Raw genomic sequence first — 26,014 nt, forward strand, 5'->3', positions numbered from 1 at the left:
CACCGCGTAGCGCTTCGCTGGGTTAAACCAAATGGTCGTATCGACGGGCGCCGGACGTCAGATTGAGCAAATCTCCCAATATGTCCGCTGCTTCCTTGTAAATCTCAATGTGTCCGACATTGCCATGGATGTCGCTAAACATGAAAAGATTTTCTTTCACGTCGTCAATTTCCTTCTGAAGGGTGTCGACTTCCTCGGATGACATAGACCTGCCTAATTTGATTTTGCCCGTTATGTCGCCAAGCTTTTTGACGGTTTCGCTCAGATATTGCTTTTGTATTTCGTTTAAGGTGTTCATGGTGGTTTCCTTATGTTCAGTGTGAATTAAGGCCGGCTAAATGCCCGGCCTAGTTTTCCTCAAGCCCTGCCCAAACGCTAAATAGCCAGATTGCCGTTCAAGCTATCCGGAATACTTTGAGTCACGGCGTCAAACGGCTTTGCACCGATATGCGTGCGCATTGTGCTGTTCAGCTGCCAAATTAAGACACCCTGAGACCGCAGCGAATTGCCGCCACTTTTAGCCTCGTATCCCAACCGGTCCGGATTCTTGCGGTAATACCCTTCAAGGTTCACTTCATCCACAATTGCTTCCAGGTTGTCCACGACAAACTGACGGATCGTATTGGTTATTTTGGGTTTCGGGTAAACAATCAGATGCGCAGTCATGAATTCCGCATCAAAACCTTGTGCCCTCAATTGGGTCAGCGGGGTATTTACTGGCCATGGTGTAATTGACATTTTTCATTCTCCAAAAAGATTATTAAGAATCCGGTTGCGACCGGAACCGCTCCTCAAGCCCAGTTAAAACAATCAAAAGCCCGGATTGAATTTCACGCCCAAAAACTCGTCAGGAATGTCGTCGCGAAAGTCGGTAGGCAACCCACCCAATTCAATGTGAATTGGATGATCACCGTGCCACCCCCAAAACAACACGCCCAATGAAATCCGTGAATCATGCGCATCAAGTTCTTGGTAACCCAGCGGGTCTTTACTCTTGGTGTAGTAGGCCTCTTGATATAATTCGTTTGCAATCGACACAACGTTGGCAGTGATGAAATCCCGAATCGAATTAGTAACCTTGGGTCTCGGGAACACCATTAAGCGGCATCGTTTAAATTTCACGTCAATCCCTTGTGCCCGCAATTGGGTCAAAGGCGAATTCACGGGTAATACGGTTAAAGCCATGTTAGTTCTCCAAAGTAATCATTAAGAAACCCGGTTTACGACCGGAAACGCTCCTCAAGCCTGGCCTTGCAATCGTTATTTGCTGTTCGTCTCCGTGGTGGGTGTTAGTCATACGCCGCCGCTTTAAAACCGGCAAAGCTTTCGCCGTTCATGTATTCGGGTATTTCCTCGGCTGTCGGATCTTCCGAAACACCGGCCTCGGTGCGCTGCGGCGCCGGCAAATCCCAAAGGAACACGTTATCGATACCTTTCATGTTGGCTTCGGCGATAAGCTGGCCGGAAATGGCCGACAAATTTGCCGTTACGAATTGGGCTAGCGATTTAGTCATCTTGTGCCTCGGCCAAACCCGCACGCGCTGTTGATGTAATTCGGCATCGAAGCCTTTCCGCCGAAGCTCGGCTAATGGGTTAAACGTTGTCATATCTCTAATCCTCGTTGATGGTTAATCAGCGACCACTACACAGCGGTCGATGTCTCCTCAAGCCCTGGCCAGCAACGCGGTTTTTTTATAAATTCAATTTTTTAATTTTTCCTCAAAACTATTTATTAGCCGTCATACCCAGCACACCCAGCACAGCCCAGCAACGGCGCGGGTTTAACCCAGCATTCAACCCAGCATTCAACCCAGCACAAACCCAGCACTGAAAAAAAGCGCCTCATTTTTTTCCAGCCTTTAGCCAACTTAATTCCGGATTTTCCCAATCCTTGCGAAGCCGGATCCCGCGAATGAATCGACCGGAAGCAGCGCGGCGTTGTGCGGCCTCAAATCCAAGGGTTTGGACCGTATCGATAACCAAATTCTTGAAACGTGTAGACGAAACGTCACGCTTACCGTTACGAATAGACCATTGCAAATAGCTCGGATAAAGTTGAGTTTTTGCGTTTTGGAATTCAACCTCTGAGCCCGGCTCGTTTATTTTTCGACCGTCGCCTATTTGCGTTTCCGCGTCCTTATCCGGCATACAGCATTCAACCAACCGGCAACCGAATTGCTTTCGGTCATTGCTTCAAAGTTGGCCTGTTTGGTTCGTGCTGGTGGGTTCCGGATAATGCGGGAAATGTCGTCCTGAGACAGTTCAAGCAACCAATTCACCAAGCCAGGTAATTCAGCATGCAACACGGCCACTTCACCGCCTCGCGCTTGCCAATCAAGCTTTTGCTCCTCGGTAACGCGCCGCTTAAGATGAACCGTGATTCGCCGGCGCTCTAGGCCTGACGAGTTGTCAGAGTTCTGCACATGTTCGTTGCTGATCAGAATGAACAGACCTTTGAATACAAAGCTCCCGGTCGATTGCTGGTGCTTAACTTCGTAGCGCAGCGGATCGCCACCAGTCGCCGCCTTGAAGTTTTGCAGGCTGCCGCCGTTACGCTCGGAATCGGCAATGATGGCCAGCATTTTTGAAAACAGCCTGGCCAGCTCAAACTTATCGGTTTCCAACGCATTGAATGAAGTGGACACGGTATTAGCGGCCCCAACTAAAGCACCAATCAAATTCAATAGTGTGGTTTTTCCGGTTCCACCTGGCCCGATTAGGTGCAAGAATTTTTGCAGGTCATAACGGCGGTGCAGTATCGCCGCCATAAAGGCGCGAATCAGTTCAACAGTGTCCGAGTCATCATCAACTGCCCATTTCAGCCAGGCCTTAATGCGTGGGCAATCCGCTCGCCGGTTGTATGCGTATGGCAGACACCACGTTAGTGCGGTTTGGTGTGTAATCCCCGCTAACGCCCGCGTCTCGATGTTCAACAAACCGTTTTCGAACGGCAGAAAGCCCGCAGAATCATTGGGTGCCGACAGCAAATAGCCGCTTTCCAAAATAGAACGAATACCACTCAGGAAAGCAGAGCGAAAGCCGATCCCATGGCAACCCAAATACAGCATTTTTATCAGCACGCGCTGAATCGTCTGTTTGGCGTCTTGCACGTTCCAGAATAAGCCGTTAAAAATGTACCAAACGCCCAATTCAGGATTAAACGCCGCATACCCTTTCAGCGCGACCGCAACTAAAACAGCCGCTTCCGATTCTATCCTGCGCTTCAAGCGGCCATCGCTATCAGCCATGAGAAGCGCACTAGCCTCTAACGCCGGCTCATTACTGCTCGATGTCGGGATGTTTTCCAGAATGGCGGCGATTGGGTTTAATTTTGGCGCGGATGTACGAATAGCTGCCTGCACTCTTCTATCAACCTCGGTTGATATTTTCCAAGCCTTTAAGGCAAGCTTGATGCGCGTGTATGCCTGCCTGTCGTCGCGGCTGATTGTAGCCAGAGCGCCAATTATCTCCGGAGTGTCCCAAGCCGCTTTATCCTTGTCGAGCGCCTCAGATGTTGCCTTTTGCCCGTCGATCTGGATAAAGGCGTTAATGATCGCAAGCGCCTGCTTCAGGCTTTGTTCTGCTTCGCCTTCGGCGGCATTCTCAATCAGTAGCCTGGCCTCTTCATCCCGTTCTAGTGGTTTTGAGCTGATTTCATCAGGTAAGAACTCTTCAGGCCGCAACATGGTTACCACCTGTTTGACGATGATAGACTCTGGTCATTTCCCGGCACTGCACCCAGCGTTCACCGAGCGGACGGGTGGCGTCGTAGCTGAAAGCGGGCGAGTTGGGATCGACAAAGCGCGGCCATACCACAACAAGCTCGGCTCCGGCAGTTAACAGGCATCTGGCTAAGGCAACAACCCGCTTTGAATCGGGACCTGAGCTCCATTCAATGACGCAACTGCAACCATTCACCGGCCAAATGACTTGCTCCGGATTTATGTCGGGTGGTAAGACCATGGCGCAATTTTCGCCGCGGGCGTTCCATCGTTTGGCGCTATTCCAGGCATCTTGCCCCATGCAAACGACAGCCAGGAACGGCAGGTTTAAGAATTTTTGCCGCTCGGCAAGAATGGTTCCATAAGGAGGAAGTTTTCGTTTTCTTTTCATAAGTTTAGGCTTGCGTGTCTATTTAATTAGCCATAAACTGTTCTCGGTGAAAGAAAGAACAGTGCTTTGCTTTAAATAGGCCGGCGGCCTCCTCAAACCGCCGGCCTTTTTTTATGCGTGCTGGCTTTTCGTTGCTTGGTGAAAAGCACTCACCACGGCTTTGATGTCGGTAAGTTCATCGCCAACTGACCGCAACGCGTAATACATGTCATCGTCACTTGGCCTAATCTGGTCATCCTCGCCGGCCACGGCATTGCCCAACATAGATAGGATCGATAAGGCTTTGTTGGCCATCATGTTGACTGTGTCGACGTGAGCCAGGGCGTTATCAGCGCCACCCAGCGGCGACAAGCGGTGACCGGAAACAGCCGGCGTTTCAGCCATGTTTTCCGCCGGTACCGCCCAAGTCACCATCGCCGGATCCAGCTCACCAAGCAACCAATCGACGGACCCAACCAAGTTGGCCGATAGCCTCAGCAATCCGCCCAACCAAGGCCGGGTGAAGAAGGCTTCCGACTGTCCAATATTTTCCAAGTGCCAGGTCAACCGATCCATGCGCTTGGCGACTTCCTCGAAAGTCGGTTTATGAATTTTCGGGCAATAGTCGAACAGCGGCGCCGATAGTTCGAATTTCTCGGACCACACCAAACCGATGGTTTCGTCGAATAACTTCACCATGGGCGAGAGCGCTGCCAATTCGCCGCCGGCTTCCGCCTTACCTTGTGCCGCCTGTGCCTTGCAATACTGGGCAGTGACCTCGCAAAACATGGCGTTCAACAAACGCAAATGCGCAGCCGGGGTTTGCATCGATTTACTTGTCATGGCTCACCTCGGCTTTGGCGGTCTGCTTTATCGTCCTTGGCGGGATAAGCGAACACCACGCCAGATGAGTAGAAAAAGTCCATTAACTCTCTATTGATCTTCACCATGTTTTTAATAAATGGCTCCGTTAAATTGGATATTTCCGAAATCGCCCGGTCTTGGTTTCCGGCCAACAAAATTTCAAGCGCCTTCAGCCCGTTGATAGCGTCTTCCATTCGCTCAGTTAAATCCCTAAAGTGGTTGCGTTGTTTATCGGAATCTTCGGCAATCACTGCCACGGTTTTTAATTTTTCACTCATGACCTTCCCCTTTTACGATGCTGATAATTTGCCGTTCTACGCTGAACAGCGCCTTGTCGTCCCAGCTCGGAACGTGTCGCATATAGATGATTTGTTGAAACAATCGCAAGGCTTCGGCATCCAGATTCACCAAGTAAAAAAGACTCTCGGTAAACGGTAGATTGCGGTAGGCGCTTAGAAAAGCAGTAGCCAGATAGTGACCGGAACCGTCCCGCCGTTTAATGCGCTGAATCAGTAAATCCGCTTCCAGCTTTAGCGGGCCGCGCCGGCATTTTTTGCACAGTAAGTTAGATAGTGCCGCCTTGTCCTGGCGGGTAATTGGCTGCAAGGGTGGCAGTTGCGAAGGCTCTGTCTGTGATTGATCGGGTAATATGAATGTCATTTGACACCACCTTGCGCCCAGCGCTCGAACAGCTCGCCGCCTTTGTAAACGTACAAGTGAATTTCTTGAGCGGTAACCCTGGCATCCAGCCTCAGCACTAACATGCAGTCATCGAACAAGGATTTATCGAGTCCGCGAAGAGTGACCAGGTTGAACGGGAATCGATAGCCGTTGTACAGGCCAAGCAAGAATAGGCGCACGGTTCCGGCTTGGCCGGAATCGCGCTCGGCAACTCTAATCAGGCGCTCTAATGCGGGTAAACCGGCTTCTTTAGCGGCTTTGCGCTCGGTTTCAAGTTCGGCCATTTGCCGGAAGAAATCGTTTACGGCTTCGGGTTGTTGGGTGGTATTTGGGCGTATTTTGCCCGTGGCTTGGGTGTTCATAACGGTGACTCCAGTTGATTTGAGTAACCGCCACGGATGCTTCTCACGGCATGGGTGACGGGCTGAAATGGGGTGAGAAAACCGCCAACTGGAGCGATCGGCCCGAAGGCCTCCCAAAACAGCCCGCCATAACAGAATGCATACGGCACAAGGCCGCGCTGAATGACAGGCATAAAAAAGCCGCGAATGACTGCGGCGACTTTTCGCCAGTTGAACACGGGTTTCTCACGCCCGACTTTCGTTTTTTTCGAAAGCGGGGCCAGAATAGCGCTGGGAATATTCGGTGTCAACAACATAATCAGCCACCCGCCATCATCACGTCGTCCACCAATTGCGACAGGCTGCGTTTAGACTCGTAATTATTGATCTGCACCGTGCCGATGCTGCGCGATTGGTTTTGGTTGTTGTTCAGCGTGCTGAACTTGTTCATCAGCCCGCCTTTGCCGCCGCCGCTATTCAAGCCGGCCGGAGCGGCTATCGGTTTCGGCGCGCCGCCCAAGTCGATGTTAATGCCGGGAATCATATTGATTTTGCCGATTAGCGCATCCACGCCGGACAACAAAAATTCCCACAAGTTGAAATTTTTAAACCAATTTTTTAGCCCTTCAAACCCCGTCATCACGAAATCAATGGCGGATGCCGTTTTTTCGATGAACTCAGTAGTGCCCTGTATCGCTGCTTGATAGCCGGCTGCAATGGTATCGAATATGCCTAAACCGTATGTCCACTGCGACCACGTATCCAGCAGCTTGTAGACAGCCCAGCCGATTGAGCCAATGGCAACCGCCGTCGCCACTGCCGGCGCCGTAGCCAACGCAAAACCAGCACCCAACAGCGTCCCAACACCCGACAGAATAGATAGCCCGGCCAACCCGGCAACAATGCCCACAATGCCACCCGCCAAAGTGGATACCAAGCCAGTGAGTTCAGGGAAAAGCGTGGACCACCGGGTAATTTTGTCGGCCACGTGCGCAAGATTGCTATTGAGTTTGCCCACCCACTCCACGATCTTCGGCAAAAATATCGTGCCTGCCGAGATCAAGACGTCATCCCAGTGATTACTAAGCAACTGCAAGCGGTTGGCCGTGGTCAAGGCCTTGATGTTGAACTCGTTTTGCATCGAGCCTTGATACTTGGTAGCGTCGGACACCAAGCCAAGCGTTTTTTGGTACACGCCTAAATTGCCGACCAGCAGCGTGATATTGTCCGAATATTCCTGGCCGAATAAATCGCCCAATACTAAAGCCTGAGAATGTTTGGACAGGCCGCTAATCCGCTGCAGAAAATCATCAATCGCTTGCTGCGGTCCGGATTGAAAATTACTTTCCAGTTTCTTGGCCGATAAGCCGATAGTCGCCAAAGCATCGTTAAAACCGTCGCCTTGGTTTCTGGCAGTGTAGAGTTTTGACAGAAAGGCATTGATCGACGTGCCGGCCACATCAACCGGCTGTCCAAGCGACAACATTGCAGCCGACAAAGCCGCCGTTTGCGCGGTGGTTAAGCCCACCTGATTGGCTATACCGCCGGTTCTGCCCAGCAAATTAACCATGTCCGACGCTTTGGCATTGGTATTGTTGGACAGGTGGTTGATTTGATCGCCTAAATCCGAAATCTTGCTGATGGGGATATTGAAAATATTGGCTAACTTGCCGATGCTTTCCCCGGCCGCCGATGTACCCATATCAAACGCGGTAGACATCTTGGCCACAGTGTCGATAAAGGGCAGTAAATCGGGTGATTGAATACCTTGCTCACCAGCGGCGGCGGCTATTTCGGCGAGTCCGTTGGCGGTAATCGGAATAACCCTGCTCATTTTCCGAAGCTCGTTTCCGAAATCTTTCACTCCTGCTGGACTTGGAAAATCGACCATCTTGTTGACGTCGGCCATTTTGCTTTCGAATTCGATGGCCTTTTGCGTATTGGCATGAAGAGCGGTACCCACACCCCACAAACCGGCCGCACCGTAAGCAATTTTGTTAGTGCCGTTTTGAAATTTGGTGGTCATGCTGTCGATTGACGACATGATCTTGGCAGTTGGGCCGGTAACCCGGTCCAACAGTGAAACCATGAAGGTAAGGTTTTGCATACCGTTCATACTGCCACCTCACCGCTGATTTCCGACACCAGCCGGTCTATGTCGGATTTACGCCAGAGAGAACAGCGGCCGAATTTAACCGGTTTTGCAATTTTGCCATCAGCCACCTTTTTCAAGAAGGTTCGCTTTCCGATTGGGATGATCGCCGGAACTGGCGGCGTTTTTTTGGGGTTACCGACTATTTGGTCTATTCGGTAGAACGACTCTTGGTTGGTTTTGTTTGCGGGGTCTGCCATGTAATGTCTCCACTTGCATTTGATTGCCGGGAGCATTTTTAGCGGGATTTGCGTTGGATACCAGGTCGATGCACCGCATCAACCTGACCACTTTGGCTATCTGCACCGTACAAATGTACGATGCAGATAGCCAGATATGTGCCCAACATTGGTCAAACTTCCAGTTGTCGAATCAAATGCTAATTAAAGCAAAACCGATTTATTACCTATAAGAGTAGGCCTTGCACCTTCATGATCTTGTATATGTAATCTGGCGTTAGAAATTTAATAACTCGATCAGCCGATAATTCACACCACTCAAGCTGTGATATTTCCCACGCAGCCGCCTCTTTTGACATAGAGCCGTCGTCATAGTTTTCTCGATAGCAATTAACAATTTTAATATGCAATTCCTTGGTGCCGTTATTCTCCCAACGCTTATCTGCAGCTTTTCTGGCACACTCTTTAGAGAGCATTAATATGTCTCTCCTGGAGACAAATAAACCAAAATAAAAGTTAGACTTCAATAACTCACTAAGCCCTAGGTCCATTTGTCGATTGTCACAATGAAAATAAGCCTTTAGAACCGAATTCCAAGCAGCCGAAAGGCTTATTTCAGCCACAAAAGCTGGTTCCGAGGAGTTGCCGCAAGCTTCCCAAAATAAATCATCTAAGCAATCATCGAATTTCTTTCCAGTTTTCTGGTGTTCGCATTCGGCTTCAATAATAATTTCTACATATAATTTCTTGACTCGCTTCAACTCAAGTTCTGCGTCACCATCTATTTTTAGATGGTCTCCAATAATTGCCCAGAGAATTAGGTTATATGTATCACTTAATTTTTCACTAAATTCGTAGCGAAATTCATCATCGCCAAATAGGATTGGTTTTTTGTAGTCCAATTTATCCACTCCGCTAAAAGTGAAAGCCGCTAAAAAGGGAAAACCGGAAACAGGCTAGCGACACCCGCTTTTCGCCCCGTCGGGCTATCCGGTTAAAATCATCATAATAAAATATTCGATCAACGTCCAAACTTGCCGACCGGCCGTGCATAATGCCGCTTTCGATCCAGGATCAGGCCGCCATGTCCGTTTATTGCCCGAATTGCCAAGAAAAAGCGCGGATCACCTCCCGCAACAACCTCACCGAAAGAAAAACCGTCGTCGACTTGTATTGCGAATGCAAAAACCCGCTGTGCCAGGCAAGGTTTGTACTCACAAAATCATTCACGCGCTGGATTAACCCGCCGGCCAACTCCACGCTACAACTAGCGGCCAATTTGCTGAATACGCTAAGCAAGGACGAACGCAACAAGCTGTTAAGCGGGATTTATCCGCCCTGATTTTTTGTTTTTGTGCTGGGTTAGTGCTGGGTTGAATGCTGGGTTATAGCCTCTGTAAGCCTTGATAGTGCTGACTGTGCTGGGTATGCTGGGTTTTTTAAAAACTATTTAAATTTTTTAGAAAAACATTGGTTAAGACTTATGCCTGGCGTTGAAACGGTATGATCTGAGCGCCGGCTTTGAGTCCATCCAAGTAATCAGCCCAGCTCTGCATCATCCGCCGGCGTTCTTCCAGATATTGAGCGCGATTGTACGCAGCGCGGACTTGGTCCTTGGGCATGTGGCAGAGTTGGCGTTCTATCGCATCCGGCGACCAGCCTTGTTCATTGAGCAAGGTCGATGCGGTGGTTCTGAAACCGTGAGCACTCATTTCTTCACGTTGGTATCCAAGGGTTTTAAGTGCGGTGCGTATTGTGCCATCTGACATAGGCCGACCATCGCCACGGCTGGAGGGAAAAACATACTGGCCAATACCGGTTAACGGCTTGATGGCTTCCAAAATCTCTATAGCCTGGCGCGACAAGGGAACAATGTGTTGTGTTTCCGTTTTGGTGACGAAGTAGCGCCACTCCATCGCCGCAAGATCGATGTCTTTCCATTCCATCTGCCGAATTTCGCCAGGTCGCTGGAACAGGTATGGCGAGAGTCTTAACGCGCATTGCACGACAAAGGTGCCTTGGTAGTTGGAGATGTCCCGCAGTAATTGGCCGACTTGCTTTGGCTCGGTGACTGCGGCGTTGTGTTTGACTTTTTGCGCCGGAATTTGGGCGCCAACGGCTTGCGCTGGATCGTAGTCGGTATAGCCGTGAGCGATGGCATAGGCAAAAGCCGCGCTAATGTCCGCACGCACGCGGTGGGCGGTTTCCAGTTGCTTTTTGATGATGAGTGGGCGGACGACCGCAAATATGTCGGGCGATTTCACTTCGCCTATGGGTATTTTGCCGATTTCCGGAAATACGTAGAGTTCGAATCGGCGAACTTTCTTTTGGTTGGTCACATCACGCACTGTATGTGACGTCGAAGCTATCCATTGCCGGGCGATGTCTTCGAAACTGTTGACAATGGGAAGGCCGGCGTTTACTCGACTTTGATCTTCGGCGGCTTGGGTAATTTCCGCCCGGGCTTGCTTTCTGATTTCGCTGGGATCGATGCCGTTGGCAAGGCTGTTTCTAGCATCATCAGCTTTGCGCCTGGCGTTTTCCAAGGTGGTATCCGGATACACGCCGAATGAGAGTTTTTTCCGCTTCCCTTCAAACGAGAAAATGAATTTCCATATCTTGGTGCCGTTTTTCCCGACGACGAGATAGAGTCCGCCGCCGTCGTTGATAAAGTATTCTTTATCGCGCGCTTTTGCCGCTCTGTAGACTGTGTCTTTATTGAGTTGGAGTGCCATAGTGTGTCCTCTATTGTGTCCTCGGCAGGAGGCATTATAGAAAAGGACACAATGAAGGACACACTTTTAGTTGCATGCCCCCGCATTTCGCTGCATTTCTTTGCACAATAAAAAACCCGCTAAGCCAGTCGGCTTGCGGGTTTGTACTTCTCTTTGCATTTGATTGCACTAATCAATGGTACCGAGGGTCGGAATCGAACCGACACTCCTTTCGGAACCGGATTTTGAATCCGGCGCGTCTACCAGTTTCACCACCCCGGCAAAGAAAGCGTCATTATACTGATTTTTGCAGAAATGCCAAACTATTTTTTACGCTGCCAATATTACCGCTGCTTTCAGCTTTTTCATGGCGTTTTGTTCAAGCTGTCTGATACGCTCGGCCGACACTTGATAACGGTCCGCCAATTCGTGCAAAGTGGCTTTTTCTTCCACCAACCAGCGGCTAGCCAGAATATCGCGGCTTCTGTCGTCCAAGCCAGCCATGGCATCCATCAGCAATTCTTCCTTGCGGTCTTCCCAGTCGCTATTTTCCAGCAATAAAGCCGGATCGGCACCATGCTGTTCCAGATAAGCGATGGGTGCTTGCACATGATCTTCGCTGTCATCGCCCGTTGGCTCAAGTCCTATATCGCGACCGTCCAAACGCCGTTCCATTTCGTAAACCGTTTTGACGTCCACGTCCAGGTTCTCTGCTATCGCTTCCGCATCGTCTTGCGATAGATAGTTCAAGTCGTTTTTAAACTTACGCAGATTAAAAAACAGTTTGCGCTGCGCTTTAGTGGTAGCAACTTTAACGATGCGCCAGTTTTTAATCACATATTCGTGAATTTCCGCTTTGATCCAATGTACGGCAAACGACACCAAGCGCACACCCATGTCGGGGTCGAAACGCTTGACCGCTTTCATCAAGCCGATATTGCCTTCCTGTACAATGTCCGCCAACGGCAAACCGTAACCGGCATAGCCTCTGGCTACATGAGCCACGAAGCGCAAATTGGACATCACCAGCTCACGCGCAGCATTCAGGTCGCCTTCATCCCGGTAACGTAACGCCAAGTCCTGCTCCTGCTCGACGCTGAGTTTGGGCATTTGGGCGACTAAGTTCAAGTAAGAATCAAACGTCCCAACCGATAAATTGATCGGCAAAGCCAAGCTGTTGTTCATATCACCCTCGTTTCCGCGGAATAAATTAACGTTAACCGAATTCTAGCACTCGAAACACGAGAGTGCTAATAATTTAGTAAAAATCTTTTGATACAGATAGTTACACTGACTTTTGCTTCAATTTTGCTGTGTAAGCAGCTAACGATGCCGCCTTTACGAATTCCGACCAAACTCGTTAAAATGCCGATTAAGTCATAAATCTCCGCCTAACTCATCAAAACCACAGCCATTTACTCAAACATGTCAGCTTCCGATAGCCCCGTATCATCCAACTTTATTAGACACATCATTGCCGCCGATCTGGCCGCCAACAAAAACAACGGCAAAGTTGCCACCCGCTTTCCCCCCGAACCCAATGGCTATCTGCACATCGGCCACGCCAAATCGATTTGCCTGAATTTCACCCTAGCCGCCGAAAACAACGGTACCTGCAATTTACGCTTCGACGACACCAACCCGGAAAAAGAAAGCGTCGAATATATGGAAGCCATCGAACGCGACGTGCAGTGGTTAGGATTTAAATGGGCTGGCAAATATCACGCTTCCGACTACTTCGAACAACTCTACGCTTACGCGGTGCAGTTGATTAAACAAGGCGATGCCTATGTCGACAGCTCGACGCCTGAACAAATGCGCGCCGACCGCGGCACCTTGACCGAACCCGGCAAAGAAAGCCCGGACCGTAGCCGCTCCATCGAAGAAAACCTGGATTTGTTCACCCGGATGCGCGCCGGCGAATTCGCCGACGGCCAGTATGTGCTGCGCGCCAAAATCGATATGGCCTCGCCCAACATTAATATGCGCGACCCGACCACCTACCGAATCCGCCGTGTTCATCACCAACGTACCGGCGATGCCTGGTGTTTGTATCCGATGTACGATTACACGCATTGCATTTCCGACGCATTGGAAGGCATCACCCACTCGATCTGCACCTTGGAGTTCGAAGATCACCGCCCACTCTACGACTGGGTGCTGGACAAATTGCAAACCCCTTGCCATCCGCAGCAAATCGAGTTCGCCCGCTTGCAATTGGAATACACCATCGTCAGCAAGCGTAAATTGTTACAATTGGTGACAGAAAAGCACGTCAACGGCTGGGACGACCCACGCATGCCAACCATTTCCGGCCTGCGCCGGGCCGGTTTTACCCCGGAAGCGATTCGGGATTTCTGCGAACGCATCGGCGTCACCAAAAATGACTCCTGGATCGAAATGGGTGTCTTGGAAAACTGCATTCGTGAAGACTTGAACGAACGCGCTCCGCGAGCGATGGCCGTGTTAAGGCCGTTAAAAGTGGTGATCAGCAACTGGGAAGACGGCAAAACCGAAACCTACCAAATCGCCAACCATCCGCAAAAGCCGGAAATGGGCAGCCGTGAAGTCAGCTTTTCCAAAACCATTTTGATCGAACAAGACGATTTCATGGAAAACCCGCCTAAAGACTTTAAGCGTTTGGTGCCAGGCGGCGAAGTGCGCTTGCGCGGTTCCTATGTGATCAAATGCGAGGAAGTGATTAAAGACGCGGCCGGTAATGTCATCGAACTGCGTTGCAGCTACGATCCGGCCACCTTAGGCAAAAACCCCGAAGGCCGCAAAGTAAAAGGCGTAATCCATTGGGTTTCTGAACAACACGCCCTGCCCGCCGAATTACGTTTATACGACAGGTTATTCAGCCACCCCAATCCGGACACGCTGGATAATTTCCTGGACGGCATCAATCCCAATTCGCTGGAAGTGTTGACTGATTGCCGGGTGGAAGCCAGCCTGGCCACCGCCACGCCGGATACCCGTTATCAGTTCGAGCGCACCGGTTATTTTTGCCTGGACTATGCCGACAGCACCGCGGAAAAATTGGTGTTTAACCGTACCGTGACCTTGCGCGACAGTTGGGCGAAATAGCCGGTTAATTCATCATGGCCGCGCTGCAAGCATTAATTAATCACCTCGAAGCACAAACCGGCCAATCACTAAACAACCACCGCCTGAGCAGTATTGGCGGTGGAGACATCAACAGCGCTTACCGGCTGCAAGCCGCCAATATCGACTGGTTCATCAAATTAAACCGGGCAAGCCTGGCAGAGATGTTTGTAGCGGAAGCGGCCGGTTTACGCGAGTTAGCCAGCATAGGCGCGGTGCGCGTGCCCAAGGTGATTTGCTTTGGCGAATGTCAACAACACGCTTATCTGGTGCTGGAATTCATCGAATTGGGCGCGTTGCATAGCCGTAGCGCCAGCTTATTCGGGGAACAACTGGCCTTGCTGCACCAGCGACCACAAGCCTATTTCGGCTGGCCCATCGACAACACCATAGGCTCCACGCCGCAGTACAACGCCAGACACGACGATTGGGTCAGTTTTTGGCAGCAACAACGCCTGGGCAAGCAATTGCAGTTTGCCGCCGCCAATGGTTATCGCGGCTCACTGCAAACGCAAGGCTCTAAACTGCTGGAAAACATTGGCGTTTTTTTCAGCGACTACCGCCCACACCCCTCCTTACTGCACGGCGACTTGTGGGGCGGCAATGCTGCCGCCGACAACCAACGACAACCGATAATCTTCGACCCGGCTTGCTATTACGGCGACCGCGAAGCGGACCTGGCCATGACCGAATTATTCGGCGGCTTCAGCCGCGATTTTTATGCGGCTTATCAAGCCGAATATCCGCTGGACCCTGGCTACAAAACCCGTAAAACCCTTTACAACCTTTACCACATCCTCAACCATCTCAACCTGTTCGGCAGCGGTTACTTGAACCAGGCCAACAGCATGATTGCTCGGTTATTGGCCGAATTAAACTAATCGCGTCCAGCGCCGAATGGCCAACCGAAGCGATAGGTTGACATAGCCAGTTGCGATTCCCCCTCCTCCATTTTCCAGGTTCATAAAAAGAATTTTTCCCGCATAAATCCAGGAATTTCCTCCCGGATAATAGTCGTCAACTTTAAGGCCGAAACATCAAGGCATATCTTCAGCCGCGTTTCGAAATTTATGACACCAACCCATCTCACCGCTGCCATGAGCAACACCCTAAAAATATTGTTAGTCGACGACCATGCTGTGGTACGCGCGGGTTTTCGCATGTTATTGTCGGTCAGCGGCAATGTCGAAGTCATCGCCGAAGCGGAACGCGGCGAACAAGCCATTCAGCTTTATGGTGAATCCAAGCCGGATCTGGTGGTCATGGATTTATCCATGCCGGGAATCGGCGGTCTGGAAGCCATTCGCCGGATAGTAGCGCGGGATGCGAATGCGCGGATTTTGGTATACAGCATCTATCACGAACAAGTTTACGTGCGGCGCGCCTTGGATGCCGGCGCGCAAGGTTACATCACTAAAAACATGGCGCCGAATCTATTGTTACCGGCGATAGAAAGCATTATGCAAGGTAAAGGTTATACGGAACCCGGCCTGCTTAAACCCGCGGACGAGCCGTCCGCCAATGCGCAGTATCAAGCGCTGATCGATGCATTCTCGCCGCGCGAGTTCGATATTTTCCGGCTACTGGCCCAAGGCCTGACGGTCTCGAAAATTTCCGTTCACCTGTGTTTGGGCAATAAAACCATCGCCAACTACGCGACGCAAATCAAGAAAAAACTGCAGGTGCAGACCACCACCGAATTGGCCCACATCGCCGTCAACCTAAACATACTCAATCAGTAAACCCTATCTAAAACCGCTCAGCGCAATACTCTGATCGAACCCAAGGTACCGGTTTCAACGGTCACGCTCAGCCGGGTAATTTTACTGACGCGGATCGCGTTCTTGGGTTGCGAGGGGTCGAAATTGAATTCATCGCCCTCGCGAACCATAAAAGTACCCACACCGCTGACTTCCAACAAGGCAATAAAAGCCTTGCCGGACGGATTCAACAAACCACGTAATTTCAGGTTCGGCACCTTCATGGTTTCCTGATTCGGCATAAACCCATACGCACCGGCGGCGGTGCCGCCCTGCGCGCCCGCCGTTTCGTACATCAGTTCGCTGGGCGTGAACGGATCGCGCAACTGCTTCGGCGCCGCAGGTGTCAACGGCAGCGGCGTGGCCGGCGCTTCCAGAGCCTGCGCGGCTAGTGCCACTATTGAAAGAACAAGGCCGGCAATCGGCTTGATTGAATTCGACAAACTCATTTAATGCCCCGATACCAAAGAGAATAAGGCTTGAAAGAATGCATAATAGACAAAGCCCACCATCAAGCCTATGACCAAAATCATCACCGGCTCGATCAAGGCCGACAGACGCTTGATCGCAATTTCCAACAGCTTTTCGTAATAAAGCCCCAGTTCCTGTAGCACCTCGTCCAGCGCCCCGGTCCCTTCGCCTACTGCAACCATCTGCACCACCAGCGGCGGAATGCGTGGATGATCGATGCTGCGCGCAATATCCCGCCCCTCTAAAATCTGGTTCGATGCGGCCAGCAACTGATCGACATAAACCCGGTTGCCCAGCAAATTAGCGGTAATTTTCAACGCTTCAAACACCGTCACACCGCTACGCAGCAAAATCGACAGCGCCCAGTTCATCTGCGCCATCGCACCGGTCACCAGCAAGGAGCCGATCACCGGCAGTCGCAGCAACAGCCGGTCTATCCACAAACGGCCGTTACGGGTTTGATAAATCAATATCACCAGCAGCAGCAAAGCCGCCGCACCGCCGACCAGCCACAGGCCATGCTGGCGCACGAAGTCCGATATATCCACCAGCAACTGGGTAGACGGCGGCAAGGCTTTACCTTTGCCCATCAAAAACTTGCTGAATTTGGGGATGATTTTTACCACCATGAAAATGCCGACGCCGATTGCCGCCAGCACCACAATCGCCGGATAAATCATCGCGTTGATGGTCTGCGCCCGCAATGCGGCTCTTTTATCCAGATGTATCGCCAACCTTTCCATGATCTGATCCAAATCGCCCGTGGTTTCGCCGGCAACCACCAAATTGATCGCCATTTCCGGAAACACCGCCTTGTGCTTACTCATTGCCGACGACAGCGATTGGCCCACCCGAATGTCTTTCAGCATCAGGCGTAAGGTCAAATTCAAGCGCGGATTGCTTAATTGCGCCTGGGCCAGCTCCAGTGCCTGCGCCACCGGCAAGCCCGCCCGCAGCATAAAACTCATTTGCCTGAAAAAGAAAATCAGCGCCGTGTTCGTTACCGAACGTTGCGAGGCCAACCAGTCCGAAAAATTGGCCTGGCCGAAAAAGCCGCTGCTGCCGCGCCCCTGCCGCAACGCCAATACCCGCAAACCGCGCTGGCGCAATTGTGATGCGGCATTACCCATATCGTCGGCTTGCAAGCGGCCACCAATCTCGTTGCCGCGCTCATCCAAGGCGGTGTAAACAAATTCAGCCATCTCAGTTTACGCCGCGCATACCGCGGGTTTTGTGGACCGCCACGTCGCGTAACTCGTCCAGCGTAGTCATGCCCAGCAACACTTTACGGCAGCCGTCCTCCCACATAAAACTCAGACGCTCACCGGCACTGGCTTCCAAGGTTTCCTCGTCGTTGCCGCGCGCTACCAAGCGGGCGAGGGTTTCATCCAGCCACAGGGTTTCGAACAATCCCAGCCGGCCTCGAAAACCGCTGCCCTGGCAGATCACGCAACCGCCCGGTTCGTAAATCTGCACGGCATCATCATCCCGCCCCAGTTCCGCCAGCTCGGCTGGCGTCGCCAAGCGTGGTTTGCGGCAATGCCCGCATAAGCGGCGCACCAAGCGCTGGGCGATCACCGCCGCCACCGTGGAACCGATCAGGAACGGTTCGCAACCGATGTCGATCAAGCGCGTGACGGCGCTCACGGCGTTGTTGGTGTGCAAGGTCGAAAACACCAAATGCCCGGTCATCGCCGCTTTTACGGCCACATCGGCGGTTTCCGGGTCGCGGATCTCGCCTACCATCAGCACATCCGGATCGTGCCGCAAAAACGAGCGCAGGGCGTCGGCAAAGCTGACTTTCGGCCCGGTCTGCAATTGAGAAACCCCGTGCATCACATATTCGATCGGGTTCTCCACGGTCATGATGTTGATGTCGGGCCGATTGATTTCCTGCAGCGCGGCGAACAAGGTAGTCGATTTACCGCTCCCGGTCGGACCGGTCAGCAGCACCATGCCATAGGGGCGGTGTATCACCTTGCGAAAATGCTGCAAGTCTTCTTCCATCATACCCAGATCGGCCAGCGTCAAGCCGAACGCCTCTTGGCCGAGCAGCCGCAGCGTCATCCGTTCGCCCAGCCGGGTCGGCGCAGTCGCCACCCGAATGTTAAAACCCTTATCAATAGGCTTGGGCAAATGATAAGAAAATCCGCCGTCTTGCGGCATGCGCTGTTCGGCTATATCCAAGCCGGCCAGCACCTTGACCCGCGACACCAAAGCCGCCGCCGCACCGGCGTTGGCAACCAAGGGAAAATCGCGCAATTTGCCGTCCACCCGCAAGCGGACCCGCAGACCCTGAGCATCCGGCAGCAAGTGAATATCCGAGGCCCGGTAAAAATAGGCTTCGCGGATAATGCCATCCAGCATGGCCACCAAATCGGTATCGGTCTCCGCCGTCACCGCGCCGCTTTGTTCCGGCGCCGACTTTCCGGCCAATGCCTGCTTAACCTGTAATTGCAATAAAGCCAGATCGGCCATTGCCAGCGGCAATACCTGACCCAACAAGCGCTGCACCGAATCGATGCCGGCCCGATCGCCCGGATCGCCGCAGATCAGTAAGACCTGTTCGCCATCACTAACCGGCAACAGCAACTTACGCTGCACCAGACTGGGCGGAATTTTTTTTAACAAGGTGTTGTCCACCTGCAAAGTATCCAGATCGACATACGGCATGCCGTATTGCTCGGCCACCGCCCGGTGCAACGCCGATAAGGGAAAGCGATAATGAGCCTGAACCATGGTCAGCAGACTTAAGCGTTGCCGCCGCGCTTCCAGACGCAGGCGTTCCAATTGCGCAGCTTCAATCAAACCGCAGCGCACACCAGCTTCCAGGAGATGTTCGTCATTGATAGCCATACGCTTACAACGCCAAAATCACTTCGGCCAACAAAGATTGCGGATAGCCGGGCATCGCCAACACCGGCATGCGCTCGACGCTGATACGCAGCACCGCCACTTGAAACGGCAGCCGATCCAAATCGTGAATAAACCTGTTCAAAGCCAGATAGGTGCCCTCCACCTCCAGGCGCCGCAACGGTCTTTCCAACAAGGAACCCGGCGACATCCGCGCCACCCAACCGGCACTCAGCGGCGGAATCACGGCAGCGATGGGCGCAGCGGCAGCGGCCGGCGTCACCGTCGCCGGTTTGTTTTTCCGGCTTTTCTTGGTGGTTGCCGGTGCCGCCGCAACCGGCGCGGCATTGTTGCTTACCGCCGCTTTGAAAACCTCGTTGGCGCGCACATGAATCTGCGCATCCCGCGCCACTTTGGAAATATTCACAATCAGAAACTGCGAGTCGTCCGGCGCCAGATGTTTTTCCACGCTGTCCGACTGCTCCTTGATAGCCGCCAGCAAACGCTCTTGTTCCGCTAATTGGCTCTTCAAACGCTCAATGTCCTCATCCGGTTCTTCCGGGATCTCGGCGGTACGCAGGCGTTTATCGGTGGCTTCCGCCGTTTGCTGCAATTGGCCGATTTCCCGGTTGGCCGGCACCCAGCGCAACCAGGCGTATCCGCCGATGACGATCACGCCGATAGCCAAAGCCGATAACCATTGTTCGCGCTTACTCAAAGGGGGTAGTTTCATGGGGGTTTGGATTGGATAAACGAATGATTTTGCCGTCTGGCTCGGCCAATTTGACCAGCCGCAAGGAAATACTGAAGCCGTTGCTCTGCAGCGGTCCTTTGCCGAAAGTCACTTTGGGGTCGCGGACCTGCAAGTCCCAGCGGGCGGCGGCGTCCCCCACCCGTTTGATAAAGGTCTGCGCCGCGCTGTCGCTGAGCGCCCAGGCTTCCAGCACCAGGTTTTCCGCTTCGATACGCTTGGCGTCGATAGGATTGGGCGGAGCCGCATTCGGCGCCGCGGCCGGTTTTAATGCCGACTTGTCCGGCTCATCCAAACGCTCGATCACCACCTCATTGTCAACCAGCGTTTGCAGCATACCCAACACGCCTTTCACCAAATCCATGCGCTCCGGAATATCTTCGTCGTAGAAGCGGGCCAGATTTTCCAGGCGAGACTGTTCGGTGCGCAAACTCTTGATCTTGTCCTTGATCTGAGAGATTTCAGCCGCTTGGGCGTTGATGCGCTTAATAGCCTCATCGATACTTTGCCAGCTGGCGTCCACCTGTTGTTTGTAGCTCTCGACGCTACTTTTGCGCGCCCACAACGACAGCTCGACCACGCCGACCATCAGCAATAGCAGCAGTACCAGCGCCGCGGCCCGTACCTCCAAGCGATCACGCAGTGCCGGCAATGGGCCGCCCAAGCGCACCCCCACGCAACGCTCAGCTTCGGCCAAGCCCAGGGCGTGGTAAGCCGCTCCGGCCATGCCCGGCGAGACCTTATCGCCAACGACAGCATGGGTTAGCGGGTGCAAGTCCAGTTCCAGCATGTGTTCCAAATTGGCGGCCAGCTCGGGTGCCGGCGGCCAACTAGCCAGCCAGACCGGCTCGCGCGGCGGCGCATGCAGCGCGTGATAGCTTTCCAGGCAAATATCCAGCGGCGCTTTGTGCAGATTCAAATAGTGGCGCAAGGCCGTAATCCCGCCAGCGGCTATCCGCGTGCTAAACCCCAAACCGGGTTGAGTCTCCAGCAGCACGGCGTGGGTTTCTGTCGGGGGCAATAAGGCCGCGCTGCAACCGGTCAAGGGATACATGGTTTGCAATTTCAAACCCTGCCGCGCGAAAGCGTCCGACCAGCGCTGCAATAAACTTTGGTGCACGCAACTAATCAGCCAGTTAAAAGTACCGGGTATATCGTCCACCGCACTCTGCGCCGCCCAGCCCACTTCGATGGCCTCGTCGGCGGCTTTCAGCCACTCCTGCCCGGTCAAGCAGGCATTGAGCTGGCTGCGTTTGATATACCCCAACTCCACCGCCAGATCGCCGAAACGCCGTAAGGAAAACTGCTCGGCCAACGCCAAACCGCCGCCGGCCCTGGATTTACCTTGCTGCAAATCCATCACCGCCCGCGCTTGTTCCTCGGTCATATAACCTTGGCCCACCAATAAATGCCCCACCGACCAGCGGGTGACGTGTTGCAGCAACAGAGGCTCCGCTTCCCAGCGCGCCAGCTCCAACATCTGCAACAACGGCCGGGGTTTGCGGGGATTGACCGGTAACTCCACCAGCGTGGAAAACACCGCCGGCGACAGCAGAATCGCCGAACCGCCGCCCTGCCAACCCTGGCTTTTTAGCGTAGTCAGCACATCGCTCAAGCCTTCGGCCATATCCACCTGCTCGGTGTTTGCCTGAAACAGCAATTCCATGTCCTGATCGGCACGGCGCAACACGGCGGCGCGCAAGGAAAAACCGTCGGTCTCGCAGACCAATAACTGCGACGGGATAGCGAAAGGGATAAAACGGTTAAATTTCATGGAGGCTTGGCATTAGAGATTTTTTAGCGGTTTCCGGACTGTGGCATTTTCGGCGCTGTCGCTTGGCGTCCCGACGATCCTCGGTCGCTACCATTAAGTTAACAGCAGGTGATTCCCTCTCCCCCCGGGAGAGGGTTAGGGTGAGGGGAATAAATAAAGAAAGAAGCGATATTTTGCTCCCCTCATCCCAACCTTCTCCCGGGGGGAGAAGGGGCTTTTTCCTTAGCGTATTGGCAGTGACGGCCCGCAGTGAGAGCACATGGCGAGACGGATTCGGACAAAGTGGACTCATGAGATGATCCAATTAAGGGCCAAATTCAGTGTCTGGCGGGGTAAGACGCTGAAACTGCGGATGTTGCTTACAGCCGGAACTGGATTTTCGGCCACACAATCGCCGTCGAAAATTCGGTAGTTATCAGGGTCACCAGACGGTACTTCGTGGCAAATGATTGCATACCCGCGTTGTCCGATAGGCAAAAGTGGCGGCGTGCTCAACTTAAAGCTCTCAGTTTTTTGACTGCTCCCCAATACTGATTCCTTTGTCAAAACCAAGTAATCAGGGGTTCCTTCGTCCGAATCGATGTAATCCGTCAAATCGGATAAATAAAGGCGCAACACCAAATTAACTGGGTTGGGCGTTGGCAATGGTGCCCCACTTTGATTCTCAAACGTCACACTCACTGCCGCCGGTAATGGCACCTGCCAATCGGCGCTGACAATCAGTTGCGGCGCGGCCACGTCATCGGTGGCAACAGTTAAATCCATACCTTCGCTAGCTAAACTGGCGGTCGCTGCGGTTACGCTGTAATCCCAGCCTGAATCCAGCGCATCAGCGGCCGCATTTGCGCCCTCGTTACCATAGCCATCTCTAAAACGCAGGCCGCCGCCGGATTCCGGGATAACCTGTAAATAGGGGCCGCGCCAGCCTATGCCGACACCCGTGTTCTGATCCAAATACCATTCGCTAACGATTTCAGTGCCATCGCACGGCGATTTAAAGGTTTTCGGAACGGTGGCCGGAAGCACTTCATCACCGAGCCTCAATAACTCCGCCAAACATAAGGGCAAGCGCCCCATATCCGCCACAAAGCCGCTAAGCTCCGGCGCGCCGTTCACGGTGCGAGTCGGGTCGCCGACGATGGCTTTACGGATCAGTTCCATCCGGCGTTTGGTTTCGTCGTATTTGGCCTGGTCTTCCACGCCCTCGGTCAGCATCAAGCCGGTGGACGCCACCAGCGCCATCAAAAAAATCACCAACAGCATTTCCAGCAGGGTAAAGCCGCGCTCGGATTTTTGATGTATCGAACCGACCGCAGGTAGGGTGGATAAGCGCAGCGCATCCACCGGGATAGGTTTGCATGCGGTGGATGCGCTGCGCTTATCCACCCTACGCGCTGTGCCCGAAAGCTGGCATCGATTCCCACGGCGGAGCGTGATAGCCTGCGCTTTGGCGTTTTTGGCGATTTCGATCAATAAGTTCATCTCAACAAACACAGCACAGTATCGTCGCCACTGCCGGCGATCTGGCAGGAACTGGGCGTTGGGTTATTGTCGGTGTTATCCGGACCCAGGCTGACCAGCCGGGCTTTGTCGGCGTCATCCAAATCCAGCATGAGGTAATTGGCTTGATAGGCATCGGTGATCACCCACAAATTATCGACACCGGCATAACTCATCAGAGCGCTTTTACGTTGCAAATACGGGCCGTTCCAACCGCGGCGGGTATCGGGATTCCAGCCGTTGCCGGAAGGATCGGCAAACAGCATCCAAAAATTGGCCGGCGATTCGCACCAGGCCAATTTTGCGGCGTCGGTAGTGCCCGCTTCGGAAGGTAAATTGACTAAATCCGGGTTGATTTTGCCGGCGTTTGCCGGGTCCTCGCAGACATAAACACCCTGCCCCGGCAAATCGTTGCTACCGCTATCGCGGCGAAACTGCAACAACGCATTGCGGATTTCCGCGATTTCAAACCGGGTAGCGTCTTGGCGGCCTTGATCCTGCACGCCTTCATAAGCCAGCACCGCCGTCCCGGCCACCACTGCCATCAGCGCAATCACCGCCAATAACTCCAGCAGGGTAAAGCCGGCTTGCGCGCGACTTTTCAGGGTTTTGGAACGCACGGCGGCAACATCGCGCCAGGCGACGCACCGCAACATCCCGCTAAGAACAAACAATAAACACCTCATTTACTTGCTTGTGAAAATTAAAAACTTAGCCATCCGCTGTGCACTAGGCGTTGAAAGCTGCAAGCGTGGTTCCCAAGAAGGACCGTGCGATCCAGATCAAGGCGAACTGTGGGACCAAGAACAACTAGATCAATTTAAAAATCCATCACGACCTTGAAGCGGCAAGCTGGCTTGCACGCCGGGTATCAGCATTTGCCCGAGGAAAGCTGCTTTTTGCCGATCCGCAGGGTTCAGCCGCTCCAATTCGCTACGAAAACGGTCGATCCATTGCGGATAAGCGCCCATTGCTAACCTAAGGGTGGCAATGGCTTCGGGTTTGCGACCGTTCAAGGCTTGCATCAATGCTTGCCGGTAGGACAAATCCTTGGTTGGCCAAAATCGATAACTGGCATCCGCTAGCGCTGTTAGCTCGGCGCGCATCTCAAAATTTTCAGCGGCGGACGCAAAGGTAAAAATCACCGGCACATACGGAAACAACAGGGGTGCTTTATCGGGCACTTGCTGACAAACCTCCACCAAATGCTCCATGCGCCGCTGCGAGCGATCCGCTATCGCGCCCAACAAGGCCAATTCCATTTTGGTGTATTGCCATTCGTGCATACCAGCCGCAAGCAGCGAGAAGCAGAGAGCGCCTGCGCTTACTAGCTTTAAGGCTTTACCTAAATCGATACGCCAAAAACGTTGCTCGCCCAGAGCTAACACCAGCGAAGTGACACCCAGAAATTGCGCATACCAAAGCGGGTATTCCAATAAGCTGTGTATCCCCAAAACTGCCAACAACATCAGCAGCCAGAGGCGTATGCAGGCCATCGGCTGATCGTTCTTTTTGGCCTCGTCAGTTTCATTTTTAAAAAAGGGCTTCAGCCAAGCAGCCATGCCTAATAGCAACAGCAATAGCGGCAGCAATCCCAATTCCGCCAACAAATGTAAAGGCAAATTATGTGCATGTTCCAGCCGGTTGCTTAGCTCCGGTATGTGCTGGCCGGCATTAAAATAGGCCCAATCGAACTGTCCAAAGCCCTGCCCCAGCAAAGGGCTTTGGATAAACAATTGCCAAGCCACCCGCCAAATATGCAAGCGCAACGGCGCACCACCAATCTCCTGCACCAATCGGACTGCCGCGGTTTGTTGGGCGGGTAATACGCCAGTGGCCCACAAGCCTTGCAGCAGCAGATAACCGGCAAATCCAAGTAATAAACCAAGCAACCAGGCCTGTTCGTAGCGCCAGGCCAATAAGCCCAAAGCTATCCAATAAAGCCAAACGCCACGCGATGGCGTCAAGCTCAAACCCAGGACAATGCTCACGGCCATCAGCCAGAATAAAGGACGAAACCTTTTGGTAGTGCTATGGCAATAGAGCAGGGATACACCGCCTAATGCCAATAAATCCGCATAATTATTGGGTTGGGCCATGCCACCCCAATTGCCCGTGGTGCCTTGCAAGCGAAACACCAACTCGCGTAAAGCGGCGCAGCTTGCGGCTAGCGCCAAACCAGCCGCCAACCAAAACGCGACGCACGCTATCCCCAATTGCTGACGCAATAAAGCGGTCAACACCATCAGTGCAGCCGCCCAGAGTAAATACAACATGGCCATTTGCGCATGAGACCGTTATCACTTGCGGCAGTATTTTTGCCTGTAGGGCCAAGTAAACTGCCAAGACCAACGGCAGCGCGACGGTTACTGGCATCTGCAATTGATCGGTGCGCCACAGTAAAGGTATAGCCGTCAGACAGGCTAACAAACCGGCGATAATCGCCAGCCATTCTTGATGAAACGACGGCACCGGCTCTAGATTCCAGGGTGCAAACAACGGCAATAGAGGCATTAGGGCCAAAAGCGACAAACCGGTGTTTGCCCAGGTCTTTGATTTCATGAAAGTCTTAGGTTTCTGCACGAAGCGAGCTTCGCTGTTTCAGTATTCAATGGTTAATAAGTTCAAAACTCGCGCTTTTCGTGTCATCGCTGTTGCGAAGGGATGCGCGCCCGACTAGAAGTGATGTATGGGTTCCCACATCGGACCGTGGGAACTAAAACAAGCTACAAACCCAGCGACCATAGGCTTCCCAAGCACCCTGGGTTTCTCGTTCC

The 26,014-nt window shown here is 52.8% G+C and carries 29 protein-coding genes and 1 tRNA gene; 4 read left to right on the plus strand and 26 right to left on the minus strand.

Annotated elements, in window-relative coordinates:
• Window positions 1-22 precede the first annotated feature (22 nt).
• The 15 genes from ACH5Y9_RS11690 to ACH5Y9_RS11760 all read right to left on the minus strand — a co-directional run bounded on the left by ACH5Y9_RS11690 (window position 23) and on the right by ACH5Y9_RS11760 (window position 9,211).
• Window positions 23-298 carry a hypothetical protein gene (locus ACH5Y9_RS11690; protein ID WP_445369740.1) on the minus strand — a complete coding sequence of 92 codons (276 nt, stop codon included), beginning with the start codon at window positions 296-298 and terminating at the stop codon, window positions 23-25.
• Window positions 299-375: 77 nt separating this feature from the next.
• The gene (locus tag ACH5Y9_RS11695; RefSeq protein ID WP_445369741.1) at window positions 376-738 is read right to left on the minus strand and encodes a hypothetical protein; all 363 of its coding nucleotides are present in this window, start codon (window positions 736-738) and stop codon (window positions 376-378) included.
• 72 nt (window positions 739-810) lie between these two features.
• Complete coding sequence (locus ACH5Y9_RS11700) at window positions 811-1,185, minus strand: hypothetical protein (protein ID WP_445369742.1); 375 nt, start codon at window positions 1,183-1,185, stop codon at window positions 811-813.
• A gap of 104 nt (window positions 1,186-1,289) precedes the next feature.
• Entirely contained in the window at window positions 1,290-1,607 is a 318-nt protein-coding gene (locus ACH5Y9_RS11705) for a hypothetical protein (RefSeq protein ID WP_445369743.1), read from the minus strand.
• Window positions 1,608-1,842: 235 nt separating this feature from the next.
• On the minus strand, window positions 1,843-2,148 hold the full coding sequence (locus ACH5Y9_RS11710; RefSeq protein ID WP_445369744.1) for a hypothetical protein: 306 nt from the start codon (window positions 2,146-2,148) through the stop codon (window positions 1,843-1,845).
• Entirely contained in the window at window positions 2,118-3,686 is a 1,569-nt protein-coding gene (locus tag ACH5Y9_RS11715; protein ID WP_445369745.1) for a DNA primase family protein, read from the minus strand. The genes ACH5Y9_RS11710 and ACH5Y9_RS11715 overlap by 31 nt, the downstream gene beginning before the upstream one ends.
• Window positions 3,673-4,113, minus strand: coding sequence for a hypothetical protein (locus tag ACH5Y9_RS11720; RefSeq protein WP_445369746.1), 441 nt, complete (start codon window positions 4,111-4,113; stop codon window positions 3,673-3,675). The genes ACH5Y9_RS11715 and ACH5Y9_RS11720 overlap by 14 nt, the downstream gene beginning before the upstream one ends.
• Before the next feature lie 111 nt (window positions 4,114-4,224).
• Window positions 4,225-4,935 (minus strand): hypothetical protein, encoded by a 711-nt coding sequence (locus ACH5Y9_RS11725; protein ID WP_445369747.1) that lies wholly within the window; start codon window positions 4,933-4,935, stop codon window positions 4,225-4,227.
• Window positions 4,932-5,234, minus strand: coding sequence for a hypothetical protein (locus tag ACH5Y9_RS11730; RefSeq protein ID WP_445369748.1), 303 nt, complete (start codon window positions 5,232-5,234; stop codon window positions 4,932-4,934). The genes ACH5Y9_RS11725 and ACH5Y9_RS11730 overlap by 4 nt, the downstream gene beginning before the upstream one ends.
• Window positions 5,227-5,616: a hypothetical protein gene (locus ACH5Y9_RS11735; RefSeq protein ID WP_445369749.1), complete on the minus strand. Its 390-nt coding sequence runs from the start codon at window positions 5,614-5,616 to the stop codon at window positions 5,227-5,229. The genes ACH5Y9_RS11730 and ACH5Y9_RS11735 overlap by 8 nt, the downstream gene beginning before the upstream one ends.
• Window positions 5,613-5,999, minus strand: a complete 387-nt coding sequence (locus ACH5Y9_RS11740) for a DUF7673 family protein (RefSeq protein WP_445369750.1) — start codon at window positions 5,997-5,999, stop codon at window positions 5,613-5,615. Before ACH5Y9_RS11740 ends, ACH5Y9_RS11735 begins: the two co-directional genes overlap by 4 nt.
• A complete protein-coding gene (locus ACH5Y9_RS11745; protein WP_445369751.1) occupies window positions 5,996-6,295 on the minus strand; it encodes a hypothetical protein in 300 nt (99 codons plus the stop codon). The genes ACH5Y9_RS11740 and ACH5Y9_RS11745 overlap by 4 nt, the downstream gene beginning before the upstream one ends.
• Before the next feature lie 2 nt (window positions 6,296-6,297).
• Complete coding sequence (locus ACH5Y9_RS11750; RefSeq protein WP_445369752.1) at window positions 6,298-8,094, minus strand: phage tail tape measure protein; 1,797 nt, start codon at window positions 8,092-8,094, stop codon at window positions 6,298-6,300.
• Window positions 8,091-8,330 carry a helix-turn-helix transcriptional regulator gene (locus ACH5Y9_RS11755; protein ID WP_445369753.1) on the minus strand — a complete coding sequence of 80 codons (240 nt, stop codon included), beginning with the start codon at window positions 8,328-8,330 and terminating at the stop codon, window positions 8,091-8,093. Before ACH5Y9_RS11755 ends, ACH5Y9_RS11750 begins: the two co-directional genes overlap by 4 nt.
• Window positions 8,331-8,536: 206 nt before the next feature.
• The gene (locus ACH5Y9_RS11760) at window positions 8,537-9,211 is read right to left on the minus strand and encodes a hypothetical protein (RefSeq protein WP_445369754.1); all 675 of its coding nucleotides are present in this window, start codon (window positions 9,209-9,211) and stop codon (window positions 8,537-8,539) included.
• A 152-nt stretch (window positions 9,212-9,363) separates the two neighbouring features.
• Here ACH5Y9_RS11760 and ACH5Y9_RS11765 point away from each other — a divergent pair, with 152 nt between their 5' ends.
• Entirely contained in the window at window positions 9,364-9,651 is a 288-nt protein-coding gene (locus ACH5Y9_RS11765; RefSeq protein ID WP_445369755.1) for an ogr/Delta-like zinc finger family protein, read from the plus strand.
• 139 nt (window positions 9,652-9,790) lie between these two features.
• Here ACH5Y9_RS11765 and ACH5Y9_RS11770 read toward each other — a convergent pair whose 3' ends face one another.
• From ACH5Y9_RS11770 to rpoH, 3 genes are all read right to left on the minus strand, one after another.
• Window positions 9,791-11,044, minus strand: coding sequence for a tyrosine-type recombinase/integrase (locus tag ACH5Y9_RS11770; protein WP_445369756.1), 1,254 nt, complete (start codon window positions 11,042-11,044; stop codon window positions 9,791-9,793).
• A 176-nt stretch (window positions 11,045-11,220) separates the two neighbouring features.
• A tRNA-Leu gene (locus tag ACH5Y9_RS11775) sits at window positions 11,221-11,305 on the minus strand.
• Window positions 11,306-11,353: 48 nt separating this feature from the next.
• Window positions 11,354-12,208, minus strand: a complete 855-nt coding sequence (rpoH, locus tag ACH5Y9_RS11780; protein WP_319961376.1) for an RNA polymerase sigma factor RpoH — start codon at window positions 12,206-12,208, stop codon at window positions 11,354-11,356.
• A 240-nt stretch (window positions 12,209-12,448) separates the two neighbouring features.
• Between rpoH and ACH5Y9_RS11785 the strand changes: the two genes are divergently transcribed.
• The 3 genes from ACH5Y9_RS11785 to ACH5Y9_RS11795 all read left to right on the plus strand — a co-directional run bounded on the left by ACH5Y9_RS11785 (window position 12,449) and on the right by ACH5Y9_RS11795 (window position 15,870).
• Window positions 12,449-14,110, plus strand: coding sequence for a glutamine--tRNA ligase/YqeY domain fusion protein (locus ACH5Y9_RS11785; RefSeq protein ID WP_445369757.1), 1,662 nt, complete (start codon window positions 12,449-12,451; stop codon window positions 14,108-14,110).
• Between the two features lie 14 nt (window positions 14,111-14,124).
• Complete coding sequence (locus tag ACH5Y9_RS11790; protein WP_445369758.1) at window positions 14,125-15,009, plus strand: fructosamine kinase family protein; 885 nt, start codon at window positions 14,125-14,127, stop codon at window positions 15,007-15,009.
• Window positions 15,010-15,225: 216 nt separating this feature from the next.
• Window positions 15,226-15,870, plus strand: coding sequence for a response regulator transcription factor (locus ACH5Y9_RS11795; protein ID WP_445369886.1), 645 nt, complete (start codon window positions 15,226-15,228; stop codon window positions 15,868-15,870).
• A 17-nt stretch (window positions 15,871-15,887) separates the two neighbouring features.
• On the opposite strand, the gene ACH5Y9_RS11800 is transcribed toward ACH5Y9_RS11795, so the two are convergent.
• The 8 genes from ACH5Y9_RS11800 to ACH5Y9_RS11835 all read right to left on the minus strand — a co-directional run bounded on the left by ACH5Y9_RS11800 (window position 15,888) and on the right by ACH5Y9_RS11835 (window position 25,513).
• A complete protein-coding gene (locus ACH5Y9_RS11800) occupies window positions 15,888-16,337 on the minus strand; it encodes a hypothetical protein (RefSeq protein WP_445369759.1) in 450 nt (149 codons plus the stop codon).
• Window positions 16,338-17,561, minus strand: coding sequence for a type II secretion system F family protein (locus ACH5Y9_RS11805; protein ID WP_445369760.1), 1,224 nt, complete (start codon window positions 17,559-17,561; stop codon window positions 16,338-16,340).
• Between the two features lies 1 nt (window position 17,562).
• Complete coding sequence (locus ACH5Y9_RS11810; protein ID WP_445369761.1) at window positions 17,563-19,215, minus strand: GspE/PulE family protein; 1,653 nt, start codon at window positions 19,213-19,215, stop codon at window positions 17,563-17,565.
• A 4-nt stretch (window positions 19,216-19,219) separates the two neighbouring features.
• On the minus strand, window positions 19,220-19,945 hold the full coding sequence (locus ACH5Y9_RS11815) for a hypothetical protein (RefSeq protein WP_101051910.1): 726 nt from the start codon (window positions 19,943-19,945) through the stop codon (window positions 19,220-19,222).
• The gene (locus ACH5Y9_RS11820; protein WP_445369762.1) at window positions 19,923-21,737 is read right to left on the minus strand and encodes a hypothetical protein; all 1,815 of its coding nucleotides are present in this window, start codon (window positions 21,735-21,737) and stop codon (window positions 19,923-19,925) included. Before ACH5Y9_RS11820 ends, ACH5Y9_RS11815 begins: the two co-directional genes overlap by 23 nt.
• Window positions 21,738-22,025: 288 nt before the next feature.
• Entirely contained in the window at window positions 22,026-23,219 is a 1,194-nt protein-coding gene (locus tag ACH5Y9_RS11825) for a type II secretion system protein (RefSeq protein ID WP_445369763.1), read from the minus strand.
• Window positions 23,216-23,923, minus strand: a complete 708-nt coding sequence (locus ACH5Y9_RS11830) for a type II secretion system protein (RefSeq protein WP_445369764.1) — start codon at window positions 23,921-23,923, stop codon at window positions 23,216-23,218. Before ACH5Y9_RS11830 ends, ACH5Y9_RS11825 begins: the two co-directional genes overlap by 4 nt.
• Before the next feature lie 129 nt (window positions 23,924-24,052).
• The gene (locus ACH5Y9_RS11835; RefSeq protein WP_445369765.1) at window positions 24,053-25,513 is read right to left on the minus strand and encodes a Wzy polymerase domain-containing protein; all 1,461 of its coding nucleotides are present in this window, start codon (window positions 25,511-25,513) and stop codon (window positions 24,053-24,055) included.
• Between the last annotated feature and the right edge of the window lie 501 nt (window positions 25,514-26,014).

This window comes from Methylomonas sp. BW4-1 (genome assembly GCF_052474385.1).

Bases quoted from the DNA above. Each gene is read 5' to 3' on its own strand.
- ACH5Y9_RS11820 (WP_445369762.1), bottom strand. From the start codon at position 21,737: ATGAAATTTAACCGTTTTATCCCTTTCGCTATCCCGTCGCAGTTATTG.
- ACH5Y9_RS11770 (WP_445369756.1), bottom strand. From the start codon at position 11,044: ATGGCACTCCAACTCAATAAAGACACAGTCTACAGAGCGGCAAAAGCG.
- ACH5Y9_RS11725 (WP_445369747.1), bottom strand. From the start codon at position 4,935: ATGACAAGTAAATCGATGCAAACCCCGGCTGCGCATTTGCGTTTGTTG.
- ACH5Y9_RS11830 (WP_445369764.1), bottom strand. From the start codon at position 23,923: ATGAGGTGTTTATTGTTTGTTCTTAGCGGGATGTTGCGGTGCGTCGCC.
- ACH5Y9_RS11800 (WP_445369759.1), bottom strand. From the start codon at position 16,337: ATGAGTTTGTCGAATTCAATCAAGCCGATTGCCGGCCTTGTTCTTTCA.
- ACH5Y9_RS11825 (WP_445369763.1), bottom strand. From the start codon at position 23,219: ATGAACTTATTGATCGAAATCGCCAAAAACGCCAAAGCGCAGGCTATC.
- ACH5Y9_RS11710 (WP_445369744.1), bottom strand. From the start codon at position 2,148: ATGCCGGATAAGGACGCGGAAACGCAAATAGGCGACGGTCGAAAAATA.
- ACH5Y9_RS11740 (WP_445369750.1), bottom strand. From the start codon at position 5,999: ATGAACACCCAAGCCACGGGCAAAATACGCCCAAATACCACCCAACAA.
- ACH5Y9_RS11815 (WP_101051910.1), bottom strand. From the start codon at position 19,945: ATGAAACTACCCCCTTTGAGTAAGCGCGAACAATGGTTATCGGCTTTG.
- ACH5Y9_RS11810 (WP_445369761.1), bottom strand. From the start codon at position 19,215: ATGGCTATCAATGACGAACATCTCCTGGAAGCTGGTGTGCGCTGCGGT.
- ACH5Y9_RS11695 (WP_445369741.1), bottom strand. From the start codon at position 738: ATGTCAATTACACCATGGCCAGTAAATACCCCGCTGACCCAATTGAGG.
- ACH5Y9_RS11750 (WP_445369752.1), bottom strand. From the start codon at position 8,094: ATGAACGGTATGCAAAACCTTACCTTCATGGTTTCACTGTTGGACCGG.
- ACH5Y9_RS11755 (WP_445369753.1), bottom strand. From the start codon at position 8,330: ATGGCAGACCCCGCAAACAAAACCAACCAAGAGTCGTTCTACCGAATA.
- ACH5Y9_RS11730 (WP_445369748.1), bottom strand. From the start codon at position 5,234: ATGAGTGAAAAATTAAAAACCGTGGCAGTGATTGCCGAAGATTCCGAT.
- ACH5Y9_RS11715 (WP_445369745.1), bottom strand. From the start codon at position 3,686: ATGTTGCGGCCTGAAGAGTTCTTACCTGATGAAATCAGCTCAAAACCA.
- ACH5Y9_RS11700 (WP_445369742.1), bottom strand. From the start codon at position 1,185: ATGGCTTTAACCGTATTACCCGTGAATTCGCCTTTGACCCAATTGCGG.
- ACH5Y9_RS11765 (WP_445369755.1), top strand. From the start codon at position 9,364: ATGCCGCTTTCGATCCAGGATCAGGCCGCCATGTCCGTTTATTGCCCG.
- ACH5Y9_RS11745 (WP_445369751.1), bottom strand. From the start codon at position 6,295: ATGTTGTTGACACCGAATATTCCCAGCGCTATTCTGGCCCCGCTTTCG.
- ACH5Y9_RS11835 (WP_445369765.1), bottom strand. From the start codon at position 25,513: ATGTTGTATTTACTCTGGGCGGCTGCACTGATGGTGTTGACCGCTTTA.
- ACH5Y9_RS11795 (WP_445369886.1), top strand. From the start codon at position 15,226: ATGAGCAACACCCTAAAAATATTGTTAGTCGACGACCATGCTGTGGTA.
- ACH5Y9_RS11785 (WP_445369757.1), top strand. From the start codon at position 12,449: ATGTCAGCTTCCGATAGCCCCGTATCATCCAACTTTATTAGACACATC.
- rpoH (WP_319961376.1), bottom strand. From the start codon at position 12,208: ATGAACAACAGCTTGGCTTTGCCGATCAATTTATCGGTTGGGACGTTT.
- ACH5Y9_RS11790 (WP_445369758.1), top strand. From the start codon at position 14,125: ATGGCCGCGCTGCAAGCATTAATTAATCACCTCGAAGCACAAACCGGC.
- ACH5Y9_RS11805 (WP_445369760.1), bottom strand. From the start codon at position 17,561: ATGGCTGAATTTGTTTACACCGCCTTGGATGAGCGCGGCAACGAGATT.
- ACH5Y9_RS11720 (WP_445369746.1), bottom strand. From the start codon at position 4,113: ATGAAAAGAAAACGAAAACTTCCTCCTTATGGAACCATTCTTGCCGAG.
- ACH5Y9_RS11705 (WP_445369743.1), bottom strand. From the start codon at position 1,607: ATGACAACGTTTAACCCATTAGCCGAGCTTCGGCGGAAAGGCTTCGAT.
- ACH5Y9_RS11690 (WP_445369740.1), bottom strand. From the start codon at position 298: ATGAACACCTTAAACGAAATACAAAAGCAATATCTGAGCGAAACCGTC.
- ACH5Y9_RS11735 (WP_445369749.1), bottom strand. From the start codon at position 5,616: ATGACATTCATATTACCCGATCAATCACAGACAGAGCCTTCGCAACTG.